Origin of the sequence: Sphingobium sp. LF-16, from assembly GCF_003711185.1 — a bacterium.
Lineage (GTDB): Bacteria > Pseudomonadota > Alphaproteobacteria > Sphingomonadales > Sphingomonadaceae > Sphingobium > Sphingobium yanoikuyae_A.
The window spans coordinates 281173-293535 of record NZ_CP029335.1; the positions used below are offsets into that span (position 1 = coordinate 281173).

The 12363-nt window shown below is 66.5% G+C and carries 12 protein-coding genes; 10 read left to right on the forward strand and 2 right to left on the reverse strand.

Annotated features, from left to right (window positions below; all coding sequences use genetic code 11):
- Positions 1-120: 120 nt before the first annotated feature.
- Complete coding sequence (locus tag DIZ22_RS01375; protein WP_010337622.1) at positions 121-1923, reverse strand: IlvD/Edd family dehydratase; 1803 nt, start codon at positions 1921-1923, stop codon at positions 121-123.
- 135 nt (positions 1924-2058) lie between these two features.
- Here DIZ22_RS01375 and DIZ22_RS01380 point away from each other — a divergent pair, with 135 nt between their 5' ends.
- Positions 2059-2961 (forward strand): 2-dehydro-3-deoxygalactonokinase, encoded by a 903-nt coding sequence (locus DIZ22_RS01380; RefSeq protein WP_048938992.1) that lies wholly within the window; start codon positions 2059-2061, stop codon positions 2959-2961.
- Between the two features lie 3 nt (positions 2962-2964).
- Complete coding sequence (locus tag DIZ22_RS01385) at positions 2965-3597, forward strand: 2-dehydro-3-deoxy-6-phosphogalactonate aldolase (RefSeq protein WP_048938993.1); 633 nt, start codon at positions 2965-2967, stop codon at positions 3595-3597.
- A gap of 5 nt (positions 3598-3602) precedes the next feature.
- Here DIZ22_RS01385 and DIZ22_RS01390 read toward each other — a convergent pair whose 3' ends face one another.
- Positions 3603-5645 (reverse strand): PAS domain-containing sensor histidine kinase, encoded by a 2043-nt coding sequence (locus DIZ22_RS01390; RefSeq protein ID WP_048938994.1) that lies wholly within the window; start codon positions 5643-5645, stop codon positions 3603-3605.
- A gap of 134 nt (positions 5646-5779) precedes the next feature.
- Between DIZ22_RS01390 and DIZ22_RS01395 the strand changes: the two genes are divergently transcribed.
- The 8 genes from DIZ22_RS01395 (at position 5780) to DIZ22_RS01425 (ending at position 12303) form a co-directional block, all read left to right on the forward strand.
- Positions 5780-6823, forward strand: a complete 1044-nt coding sequence (locus DIZ22_RS01395) for a COX15/CtaA family protein (protein ID WP_048938995.1) — start codon at positions 5780-5782, stop codon at positions 6821-6823.
- Entirely contained in the window at positions 6820-7149 is a 330-nt protein-coding gene (cutA, locus tag DIZ22_RS01400; protein WP_048938996.1) for a divalent-cation tolerance protein CutA, read from the forward strand. Before DIZ22_RS01395 ends, cutA begins: the two co-directional genes overlap by 4 nt.
- Entirely contained in the window at positions 7146-7937 is a 792-nt protein-coding gene (locus tag DIZ22_RS01405; RefSeq protein ID WP_048938997.1) for a hypothetical protein, read from the forward strand. Before cutA ends, DIZ22_RS01405 begins: the two co-directional genes overlap by 4 nt.
- Positions 7938-8067: 130 nt before the next feature.
- The gene (gene rplM / locus DIZ22_RS01410) at positions 8068-8547 is read left to right on the forward strand and encodes a 50S ribosomal protein L13 (protein ID WP_004210974.1); all 480 of its coding nucleotides are present in this window, start codon (positions 8068-8070) and stop codon (positions 8545-8547) included.
- Positions 8547-9083, forward strand: a complete 537-nt coding sequence (rpsI, locus tag DIZ22_RS01415) for a 30S ribosomal protein S9 (RefSeq protein WP_004210975.1) — start codon at positions 8547-8549, stop codon at positions 9081-9083. The genes rplM and rpsI overlap by 1 nt, the downstream gene beginning before the upstream one ends.
- 184 nt (positions 9084-9267) lie before the next feature.
- Positions 9268-9480 (forward strand): hypothetical protein, encoded by a 213-nt coding sequence (locus DIZ22_RS22095; protein WP_234415636.1) that lies wholly within the window; start codon positions 9268-9270, stop codon positions 9478-9480.
- A complete protein-coding gene (locus tag DIZ22_RS01420; protein WP_240626791.1) occupies positions 9481-12033 on the forward strand; it encodes a DUF3857 domain-containing protein in 2553 nt (850 codons plus the stop codon).
- 87 nt (positions 12034-12120) lie between these two features.
- Complete coding sequence (locus DIZ22_RS01425; protein ID WP_122927863.1) at positions 12121-12303, forward strand: CsbD family protein; 183 nt, start codon at positions 12121-12123, stop codon at positions 12301-12303.
- Positions 12304-12363 lie beyond the last annotated feature (60 nt).

Here is a 12363-nt window from a genome sequence, read left to right on the forward strand (position 1 = left end):
TGCCGGAACGGCGCGCCCATCAGATGGGGACGAGGGGACGCAATTTCGAGCATCGCTGCACGGAAATTACGTCCTGTTGCCTCCTTTGAATGACGCGCCGTTTACCGGATCAATGCCAAATCAGTGGTTGTCGCGCGGCAGGCCCATGGTCTGGGCGATGCGCTGATATTTCTCCGCGCCTTCCAGAATGGCGCCTGTGTTCATCTGACCGACGACCGAACGCTGGATTTCCTGCCAGGGGGTCTGCGAAGCGGGATATTTGTAACCGCCTTCGGCGATCAGCTTGGCGCGGCGGGCTTCCAGTTCCTCGTCGGAAATCAGCACGTTCACCACGCCGGCCTTCAGGTCCATGCGGACGCGGTCGCCGGTTTCCAGCAGCGCCAGACCACCCATCGCCGCCGCTTCGGGCGAGGCGTTGAGGATCGACGGGCTGCCCGAGGTACCCGACTGGCGGCCATCGCCGATGCAGGGCAGGGCCGACACGCCTTCGGTGATCAGATAGGCCGGCGGACGCATGTTCACGACCTCGGCCGCGCCGGGATAGCCGATCGGGCCGGCGCCACGCATGAACAGCAGCGTGTCGGCGGTGATGCCGACCGACGGATCGTCGATGCGGTGGTGATAATCTTCCGGACCGTCGAACACGACCGCCGGGCCTTCAAAGGCTTCCGGATCGTCGGGGTTCGACAGGTAGCGCATGCGGAATTCTTCGCTGATGACGCTGGTCTTCATGACCGCTTCGTCGAACAGGTTGCCGGTCAGCACCAGGAAGCCGGCTTCCTGCTTGAGCGGCTGGCCGAAGGGACGGATGACCTTTTCATCCTCGATCTCCACGCCCTTGCAATTTTCGCCCATGGTCTTGCCATTGACGGTCATCGCGCCTTCCTTGATCAGGCCCTGGTCGATCAGCTGGCTGATGACGGCGGGCAGGCCGCCGGCGCGGTAATAATCCTCGCCCAGATATTCGCCGGCCGGCTGCATGTTGACCAGCAGCGGCACCTTGTGACCGACGGTTTCCCAATCCTTGAGCGGCAGGTCGACGCCCATGTGGCGGGCGATGGCGGCCAGGTGGATCGGCGCGTTGGTCGAACCGCCGATCGCCGAGTTGGCGACGATGGCGTTGTGGAAGGCGTCGAGCGTCATGATGTCGGAGGGCTTGAGATCCTCATGCACCATTTCGACGATGCGCTTGCCGGTGCGGTAGGCGGCTTCCTGACGGTCGCGATAGGGGGCGGGGATCGCCGCGCTGCCCGGCAGCATCATGCCCAGCGCTTCGGCGAGCGCGTTCATGGTGCTGGCGGTGCCCATGGTGTTGCAGAAGCCGGTCGAGGGAGCCGACGAGGCGACCAGCTTGATGAAGCCTTCATCGTCGATCTTGCCGGCGGCCAGCAGCTGACGGCCATGCCACACGATCGTGCCCGAACCGGTGCGCTCGCCCTTGTGCCAGCCATTGAGCATCGGGCCGACCGACAGGGCAATCGCCGGGATGTTGACGGTGGCGGCGGCCATCAGCAGCGCCGGGGTGGTCTTGTCGCAGCCGCTGGTCAGGATCACGCCGTCGAGCGGATAGCCATACATGGCTTCGACCAGGCCCAGATAGGCGAGGTTGCGGTCAAGGCCGGCGGTCGGGCGCTTACCGGTTTCCTGGATCGGGTGGACCGGGAATTCGAGCGCGATGCCGCCCATTTCGCGGATGCCTTCGCGCATGCGCTCGGCCAGCACGAGGTGGTGGCGGTTGCAGGGCGACAGGTCGCTGCCGGTCTGGGCGATGCCGATGATCGGCTTGCCGCTGCGCAATTCCTCAAGGCTGAGGCCGAAGTTCAGGTAGCGCTCCAGATAGAGCGAGGTCATGTCGATATTGTCTGGGTTGTCGAACCAGGCGCGGCTACGCAGCTTGGGAGTAGGCTTGGACGAATCGCTCATGTGGGCATCCTGACACTTTGAAAAGGCTTGGCACGTTGACGCGCTTGCCTCTCCGATATACTCAGACAAATAACTTTTCAAGGATACAAAGAGAGGGAAAGTGCGGTTGAACGCGAAAAATCGGGCGGATCATCGATGAGCGACTATGCAGTGATCGGCGACTGGGGCACCAGCAATCTGCGGCTGTTCCGGGTGGAAGCGGGGCGGATCGTGGCGCGCCGCGACGGGCCGGGCATCGGTGTGGTCGGCCGCGAGGCGGAAGCCGCCTTTGCCGAGACGATCGCCCCCTGGCTGGAGGACGGCCTGCCGACATCGATCCGCCTGTGCGGCATGGTCGGCGCGCGCGACGGCTGGGTCGAGGCGCCCTATGCCGATTGTCCCGCCGATGCCGATAGCTGGGCGCAGGTCGCCGTGCGCTTCGACTGGCGCGGCGCACCGCTGGCGATCATGGCAGGCCTGGCCTGCACTGACGCCGACGGCATCGCCGATGTGATGCGCGGCGAGGAGGCGCAGATTTTCGGCGCGATGGCGCTCGATCCCCGGCTCGCCACTGGCCGTCACCTGATCGTGCTGCCCGGCACCCACAGCAAATGGACGCTGGTGGAGGATGGCCGGGTGATCCGCTTTCGCACCGTGCCGACCGGCGAACTCTTTGCGCTGCTGCGCGATCGTTCGACGCTCAGCCCCAATATCGCCGCCGCCGATGCCGATCCGGCGGAGGAAGCGGCCGGTTTTGCCGAGGGGCTGGAGCGGGCCGGCGCGGGCCGGCTGCTCGCATCCCTGTTCGCGGCGCGGGCGATGCGGTTGCGCGCCGGGCGTTCGGCCGACTGGGCGCTGGGCTATCTGTCGGGCCTCGTCATCGGCTGCGAGATTGCCGAGGCGCGGGCCGCGCTGGCGGGCGACACCGGCGTCGTCTTGATTGGTGACGCGCGGCTTTCGGATCGCTATGCCCGTGCCCTCGATGCGCAGGGCATCGCTTCGCAATCGCTCGACGGCGACGCCTGTGCGCGGGCTGGCCTTGGCTTTCTGGAGAACTGACCGATGATCCTCGACGACCTGCTGGCCGACGGCGCGCCGCCGATCGCCGCCATTCTGCGTGGCGTGAAGCCTGAAGAGGCGCTCGACATCGCCGCCGCCCTGGTGGAAGCCGGCATCCGCGTGATCGAGGTGCCGTTCAATTCGCCCGATCCCTTGGTCAGCATCGCGGCGATGCAGCAGGCCTTCGGTGATCGCGCGCTGATCGGCGGCGGCACGGTGCTGACGATCCAGGCGGTCGAGGCGCTGGCGGGCGCGGGCGGGCGCATCATGGTGACGCCCAATACCGTCCCCGACGTCATCGCACGCGGTGCCGAACTCGGCCTTGAACTGCTGCCCGGCTTCATGACGCCGAGCGAGGCGTTCCGCGCGGTCGAGGCCGGTGCGCGCCGGGTGAAGCTGTTCCCCGCCGCCCAGCTCGGCCCGGCCTATGTCAAGGCGGTCAAGGACGTGCTGCCCAAGCATGTCGGCGTCTGGGCCGTGGGCGGCACCAGCGCGGACACGATCGGCGACTGGCTCGCCGGTGGCTGCGAAGGGATCGGCGTGGGTGGCGCGCTCTATCGTCCGGGCGACGATGCGCTCACCGTGCGCGAACGGGTGGTCGATCTGGTTGCCGCCTGGCAGCGCGCCAAGGGCTGACCCTTTTACTGGACCGGGCTTTCCACCCGGTCCAGCATGTCGCGGATCTTCTCGCCCAACGCCCTGTAGGTGAAGGGCTTGGTCAGCAGCTCGACCCCCGGATCGAGCCGGCCATGATGGATGATCGCGTTGCGGGCATAGCCGGTGGTGAACAGCACGCGCAGGCCCGGCTGCTTCGCCTTGGCGGCGCGGGCAATGTCCGCCCCGGTCATGCCGCCGGGCAGCACCACGTCGGTGAACAGCAGGTCGATCGGCTCGGCCGCGGCATCCAGCGCCGCAAGGGCGGTCGGGCCATCGCCCGCCTCGATCACGCGATAGCCCAGGTCGCGCAGTACCTCGACCGAATAGGCGCGGACATTCTCGTCATCCTCGCACACCAGGATCACCTCCTGCCCGGCCTGCGGGCAGGGCGGGGGCGGGGCCTGCACCGTCTCTTCGGTCGCCACCGGCAGCAGGCCATGATAGCGCGGCAGGTAGATTTTCACCGTCGTGCCATGGCCTGCCTCCGAATAGACCCTGACATGGCCGCCCGACTGCTTGACGAAGCCATAGACCATCGACAGGCCAAGGCCGGTGCCGCGTCCGACATCCTTGGTGGTGAAGAAGGGTTCGATCGCGTGGGACAGCGTGTCGGCGTCCATTCCCATGCCGGTGTCCGACACGCAGATCAGCACATATTGGCCGGGCGTGATTTCCTGCTCGGTCGCGGCATAATGGCTGTCGAGATGGGTGTTGGCGACCTCGATCGTCAGCTTGCCGCCCTGCGGCATCGCGTCGCGCGCATTGACCGCCAGGTTGAGCAGTGCATTTTCCATCTGGTTGACGTCGATCTCGACCGGCCAGACCCGCGGGCTCTGCACCGTCTCCACCTCGATCATCTCGCCCAGCGTCCGGTGCAGCAGGTCCGACATGCCGGCGATCAGCCGGTTGGGATCGACCCGGTCGGGGGCCAGGGGCTGGCGACGGGAAAAGGCGAGCAGCCGCTGGGTCAGTATCGCCGCCCGCTCGGCCCCAGCCATGGCATTGTCGGCGGCGCGGCGCAGGCGCGGCTGATCGTCGGGCAGGGCGCGTTGCAGCAGGTCCAGATTGCCGGTGACGATCTGCAGCAGATTGTTGAAATCATGCGCGACGCCGCCGGTGAGCTGGCCCAGCGTCTCCATCTTCTGCGCCTGGCGCAGCGCGGCTTCGGTTTCGGCCAGGGCCTGGGCGTCGGCGCGGTGCCGGGTCACGTCGCGGGCGACACAATAGATGAGGTCGCCCTCGGGCACGGCGGTCCAGCTGAAGATGCGATAATCGCCCCGCTTGGTGCGGAACCGGTTTTCGAACCGGATGGTCGGATGGCCGTCGGCCAGATCCTGCACCTCGCCGCGCGTCCGCTTCACATCGTCGGGATGCTCCATCCATTCCGATGTGCGGCCGATCAATTCCTCCTGCGACCAGCCCAATATGTCGGTCCAGGCGGGGCTGGCGGACAGCCAGATCCCCTCGCTGTCGGCGATCAGGAAGGGGTCGCGCGCCAGCGCCCAGAGGCGGTTGCGGTCAGCGCGTGCCTCGCGCTCGGCGAGCACGCGCACCGTGGTTTCGCTGACGATGCACAGCACGCCGCCGATCGACCCATCCAGTTCGAACACCGGCGAATAGGAAATGTCGAAGAAGACCTCCTCGCCGCGTCCGCCGTCGCGTTCGATATAGAAGGGGCGGTCCTTGGCATGGAAGGTTTCGCCCGTGTCCCGCACCGATTGCAGCAGCGGGCCAAGATCATCCCACAGCTCGGCCCAGCCTTCGCGGGCCGGGCGGCCAAGCACGCGGGGGTGCTTGTCGCCGATCGTGGGGGCATAGGCTTCATTGTAGAGGGCGCAATAATCCGGCCCCCAGAACAGCACGATCTCCGCGCGCGACGACAGCATCAGCCGCACCGTCGAGACGAGCGATGGCGACCAGGCCGAGGCGGGCCCCAGAGGCGAGGATGCGTCGATCGTCGCGGTCAGGGCGCCCATCGGCCCCTGTTCGGCGATCATGTCGGCAATGTCCCTCTGCTGGCTCATCATAACCCTGTCGTTGCAATGCGTTGGTGGGAGACGCCCGTGCGCCGATTTGTATCCCCCGGCGATGGCAGCCCCATGACCTTTTGTCCCAGTCCGTGCCTCTTGAATAGGGGGCGGCATGGGCGCATGGACCGGGCATGACACGTTCTTCCCCGACCGCGTTCAGCGCGGCTCCGCGTCCCGTTGCCATTGCCCGCTGGCTGCTCATCGTGGCGGCGCTGGTCTTCTGCATGGTGGTGGTGGGCGGCATCACGCGCCTTACCGAATCCGGCCTGTCGATCACCCAGTGGAAGCCGATCACCGGCGCGATCCCGCCCTTGACCGACGACCAGTGGATGGAGGCGTTTCGCGACTATCAGCAGATCCCCGAATATAAGGAGATCAACAAGGGCATGAGCCTGGCCGCCTTCCAGTTCATCTTCTTCTGGGAATGGCTGCACCGGCTGCTCGGCCGCCTGATCGGGGTGGCCTTTGCCTTGCCGTTGATCTGGTTCGCGGCGCGGCGGGCGATCCCGGCCGGCTATGGCTGGCGCCTGGTCGCGCTGCTGGCGCTGGGCGGGCTGCAGGGCGCGATCGGCTGGTGGATGGTGAAGTCGGGTCTGTCGGTGCGCACCGATGTCAGCCATTATCGGCTGGCGGTGCATCTGCTGACCGCGCTGTTCATCATCGGCGGGCTGATCTGGACTGCGCTCGACCTGCTGGCGCTGGCGCGCAATCCCTATGCCCGGCCCGCCGCGCTGCAGCCCTTTGCGCTGGCGACCCTGTTGGTGCTGCTGGTCCAACTGATGTTCGGCGCCTTCACCGCCGGCCTCGATGCGGGCTATGTCTCCAGCACCTGGCCGCTGATGAACGACCATCTGGTGCCCGAAGGCATCCAATGGCTCGGCTCGCTCTGGGCGACCGTCTCCAGCGATCCCTATCTGGTCCATTTCATCCACCGCTGGTGGGCCTGGGTTGCGGCGGCGATGCTGATCATCCTGGCGCGCAAGGCCAAGGCGGCGGGCCATCGCGGCGCGTCGATCGCGATCAATGCGGCGGTCGGCACGCAGGTGCTGCTGGGCATCGCCACTGTCATCAGCGGCATCGCCCTGCCGCTGGCCGTGCTGCACCAGGCGGTCGGCGCGCTGGTGGTGGCTTCCGCTGCCTGGGGCGCCCATGCCGTGGGATCGCGCCGAGCATGAGCCCTGAGCGGAACGAGCTGGTGCTGGTCTACAGCCTGTTCGGATCGGCCGAGCAGGCGCGCGCCGTCGCCCGCACGCTGGTCGAGGAGAGGCTGGTCGCCTGCGCCAATATCCTTGGTCCCTGCACCTCCATCTATGAATGGCAGGGGAAGGTGGAGGAAGGCACCGAAGTCCCGGTCCTGTTCAAGGCCAGCGCCGACCGGCGCGCCGCGCTGATGGCGCGGATCGCGCAGTTGCACGATTATGATGTGCCGGCGATCCTGGCGCTGCCGGTCGATGCCGCCCATCCGCCCTTCGCCGCCTGGGTCGCGGAGCAACTGGCATGAAGCGGGCGATCGCCTTCCTGTCGCTGGCGTTCGCATCGTCGGCGCTGGCCGCCCCGGTCGCGATCGGCTTCGCGCCGCCGACCGGGCAGGATCTGCTCTATCGCATCGAACAGCATCGGCCGGTCGACGGCCGTGACAGCCTGTTCCGGGCCGACCGGATATTGCGTTTCGAGAAGGCAGGGGATGGCTATATCCTGCACGTCACGCTACGCAGCCTGGACAGCGATGCGCCCGGTGCGGGTGCCGATGCCTATCGCGCGGCCCTCTCGCCGCTGATCGGGGTGGAGCATCGCTTCCGCCTTGATAGCCGTGGCAAGATCGTCGGCCTCGACAATGTCGACGATGTCCGGGCGACGATGGAAAAGGCGCTCAACGCCATGGTGGCAAAGGCGCCGGAGGGCAGTGCGGGGCAGCGCACGGCGAAGAATGTCCTGACCCTGCTCGACGGGCTGACGCCCGAAGGGCGGCTGGCACTGCTGTCGGGCGAGGTGCAGCCGTTGCTGCTGTTCGTTGACAGCGAAGTTGACGATGCCAGGCCGCGTGGCGTGCGCACCATGGCCGGCCCGCCGCTGGGCCGCGCCGTCGCGGTGGAGGGCGAGTCCACCGTTGCCGCCCATGACGGCAACCGCCTGACCTTGCAGGAGGATCTGCAGGGGGAGGGCGCCCATGTCGCGATGCGCTATATCGTGTCGGCACAGACGGGACTGGTCGATGCGCAGGAGCGCACCCTGACCCTGGGCGCCCAGACGCTGACCGAAAAGCGGAGCCTGACCGTCGCCGGCAAGTGAGTGGTATTATTTTACCCGTCGTGAAAGCCGCCGAATCTCTTGACTTGTCGGCCCCCAAACGTCATTAGCGCCCATCTTCCGGCGACCCTAGGGTAGCTGGTTCACTGTTCATTCTTGGAGAATTGGCACCATGAAGGCGCTGATGAAGACCACCAAGCCGGCAACCCCGGCAACGGTCGAAAAGAAGTGGATCCTGATCGACGCCGAAGGGCTGGTCGTGGGTCGTCTCGCTTCGACTGTGGCGAATATCCTGCGCGGCAAGCACAAGCCGAGCTTCACCCCCCATGTCGATTGCGGTGACAATGTCATCATCATCAACGCGGGCAAGGTCAAGTTCACCGGCCGCAAGCTGACCGACAAGGTTTACTACAAGCACACCGGTTATGCCGGCGGCATCAAGGAAACCACCCCCCAGAAGATCCTGGAAGGTCGTTTCCCCGAGCGCGTCCTGGAAAAGGCCGTCGAGCGTATGATCCCCCGTGGTCCGCTGGGCCGCCAGCAGATGCGCAACCTGCGCATCTTCGCCGGCACCGAGCATCCGCATGAAGCCCAGAACCCCGAAGTGCTCGACTTCGCGTCGCGCAACCGCAAGAACAAGGTGGGTGCATAATGTCCGATAACCGTCAGTCCCTGTCCGACCTCGCGTCGCTGGCCACTGCCGCTCCTGCCGCTGCCCCGGCTGCCGTCGAAGGCGAAGCGCCCGTCGCTGCCGCGCCGGTCCAGCCCTCGGCTCCGCTGCGCGCCCAGGAAATCGACGGCCTCGGCCGCGCCTATGCCACCGGCCGCCGCAAGGACGCCGTGGCCCGCGTGTGGGTGAAGCCCGGCACCGGCAAGATCACGGTCAACGGCCGTGACCAGGAAGTCTATTTCGCTCGCCCGACCCTGCGTCTGGTCATCAACCAGCCCTTCGGCGTCACCGACCGTGAAGGTCAGTATGACGTGATCGCCACCGTCAAGGGCGGCGGTCTGTCGGGCCAGGCCGGTGCGGTCAAGCACGGCATCGCCCAGGCTCTGTCGAAGTATGAGCCGGCGCTGCGCAGCGCGGTCAAGGCCGAAGGCTTCCTGACCCGCGACAGCCGCGTCGTCGAGCGTAAGAAGTACGGCAAGGCCAAGGCCCGCCGCAGCTTCCAGTTCTCGAAGCGCTAATCCGCTTCGCGACTGCCGCGAATTTCGAGAAGGGGCCGGTTTTCCGGCCCCTTTTTCTTTGCGCGTGATGCTTCCCCTTGAGCGCTTCGCCGCGATGCCATAGCCTTCGGTCAAACGGGGCTTAGTGCAAAAGGATGTTCGGGGGGAAATGAGACATTTTGGGTGGTTGGCGGCTTCGGCGGCCATGACGGTTGTGGCGCCTGCCTTTGCCGGAGAGGTGCCGCTGTATCAGCCTGCCCCCGGCTGGATCGACAAGGCGGCGATGCCCAAGCTGGCGGCCGATGGCGATCCGCCTTCGATGATGATCCTCGACAGCCAGCAGCGGGTCGAGAAGGGCCAGCTGTGGAGCTATGCAGACATCGCCACCCGCGCCGGTTCGGCCGAGGCGCTGACCTAATTGTCGTCGCTGACGCTGCCCTGGGCGCCGGACAAGGGCGACCTCATCATCCATGAACTGTCGATCCTGCGCGGCGATCAGGTGATCGATGCGCTGGCCAGCGGCAAGAAGTTCACCGTGTTGCGCCGCGAGCAGGGGCTGGAAGCGTTGCAGATCAGCGGTATCCTGACCGCGACCATGGCGGTCGAGGGGGTGCAGGTGGGCGATGTGGTGCGGCTGCGTTATTCGACCACCAGCAAGGATGATGCGCTGGGCGGCCATGTCCAGAATGTCTCGGCCCTGCCGGCCGCGCCGCTGCGGCTGGGCTATGGCCGGGTCCGCCTGTTGTGGGACGATGCGGATGCGCTGCGCTGGAAGCTGCTGGCGAGCGGCGTCGATGCCAAGCCGGTCAAGAAGGGTGGCCTGACCGAGCTGAGCTTTGCCGTGCCGCTGGCCAAGCAGCCGGAAATGCCGGCCGACGCGCCGACCCGCTTCACCCATCCGCCGCTGTTCGAACTGTCGACCTTTGCCAGCTGGGCCGATGTGTCGAAGACGATGGCGCCGCTCTATGCGACCGATGGGCTGATCGCCGATGGATCGCCGCTGGCGGGTGAACTGGCCAAGCTCAAGGCGCTGCCGGGATCGCCCAAGGAAAAGGCGGCGGCTGCGCTGCAACTGGTGCAGGACCATGTCCGCTATCTGATGGTCGGCATGAATGGCGGCAATTATGTCCCGCAGAAGCCGGCCGAGACCTGGACGCTGCGCTATGGCGACTGCAAGGCGAAGACGCTGCTGCTGCTTTCGCTGCTGCGCGGACTGGGGATAGAGGCGGAGCCGGTGCTGGCCAGTTCGACCCTGGGCGATTCCGTGCCGGAACGGCTGCCCACGGCCGCAGCCTTCGACCATGTGCTGGTGCGTGCGGTGATCGATGGCCAGTCATACTGGCTGGACGGCACGGGCCTGGGATCGCGACTGGAGGATATCGGCGATACGCCGCGCTTCGGATCGGTGCTGCCGGTTCGCACCGCCGGCGCGGAGCTGATGCCGATCCAGACCCATGCCAATGCCCGGCCGACGATCGACGTCAGTGTCGAGGCGGACGAAAGCGGGCATGAGAAGCTGCCGACCGTGTTCGATGCCAGGGCGGTGCTGCGCGGGCAGATCGCGACCATGATCAGCACCGGTCTTGGCCAGATGGATGCCAAGCGGCGCGACGAGATGGTGCAGGGCTTTTTCAGCGAGCAGGTCGGCACCGCCCAATATAGCCAGGTCGGCGTCACCACCGATGCGGCGTCGGCCACCGTTACCTTCACCGCCCATGGCGTCACCAGTTCGCCCTGGAAGCTCAGCGACCGGCGCTATCGCCGCGACGCCGGCAAGCTGATCGACGAGATCAGCTTCGCGCCGGACCGGGCACGCCCCGCCTGGCTGGCGATCCCGGTGGCGACGAGCGCGCCGATCGGCATCCGCTATCATCTGCGCCTGCGCCTGCCCCAGGGCGGCAAGGGCTATGCGATCGAAGGCGAGCAGGGCCTCAGCAAGACGGTGGCCGGCTATGACCTGCGCCGGACCGTTCAGCTGAAGGATGGCGTGCTGGATGTCGAGGAGCGGACCGACGCCACCGGCGTCGAGATTGCGGCCGATCGCCTGCCCGACGAGCGCGATGCGCTGGCCACGGTGCAGGCCATGTCGCCGCATGTGATCGGCCCGGCCAAGCCGACCTATTTGTGGGATTACAGCCCGGCGACCATCGCCGCCTGGCCGCAGTCCAAGGCGGTCGAGGCGACCTTTGCCAAGGCGATCGCCGCCGATGCGGAGGACGCGACCGGCTATTCCAGCCGCAGCAATTTCCGCTGGGGCATTGGCGATTACAAGAATGCGCTGGTCGATCTCGACAAGGCGATCGGGATCAAGCCCGACGTCGACCTCTATCTGCAGCGCGCCTATCGCCGGTTCCAGACCGGCGACGTGACCGGCGCGCTGGCCGATGGCCGCATGGCGCGCCAGCTAGACCCGGCGTCGGGCGCGGCGGTCGGCACGGTCGCGACCTATCTGGCGGAAAGCGGCAAGCTGGACGATGCGCTGGGCATGGTCGACGCCAAGATCGCGATCGGTGGCGAGGCGCGGGACGGCTATCGCAGCTTCAAGGCGACGCTGCTCGGCACCTATGGCGATCCGGCCAAGGCGATCGAGATCATCGATGCGCAACTGGCGGAAAAGCCGGGCATGACCGGGCTGTTCAACGAGCGCTGCTGGGTCAAGGGATCGCGCAATGTCGAACTGGACAGCGCGATGCAGGATTGCACCAAGGCGGTGGAACTGAGTTCGGGCAGCATGGCTGCGCTCGACAGCCGGGCGATGCTGTGGTTCCGCATGGGCCGGTTCGATGATGCGCTGCGCGACCTGGATGTCGTTGTCGCGCAGGAGCCGGGCAAGGAGCCGAGCCGCTACATGCGCGGCATCGTGCTGCACCGGCTGGGCCGAGCGAGCGAGGGGGACGCGGAAATCGCGGTCGCCCGCCGCATCGATCCGCGCATCGACGCCGTCTATGCCCGCTACGGGATCAAGCCCTGATTTTGTCGTGACGCCCGCGTTTCGATGGAAACCTTTCCCCCTGTCCGATGGTTGACAGGGGGAAAGCCACTTCCAAGGAGAAACCATATGGGTGAACTGACCGACAGGGTGAAGTCTGCGGGCAACAAGGCCGCCGGTGCCACGAAGGAAGCGATCGGCAAGGCCACGGATAATGAACGCCTGGAAGCCGAAGGCAAGCTGCAGAAGGCTAAGGGTACGGCCCAGGATGTGGCCGGCTCGGTCAAGGGTGCGCTCGGCGACAAGATCTGACGCCCCACCGTCTGCACGAACGAAGAGGCTCCGCCGACAGGCGGGGCCTTTTTCGTTTCT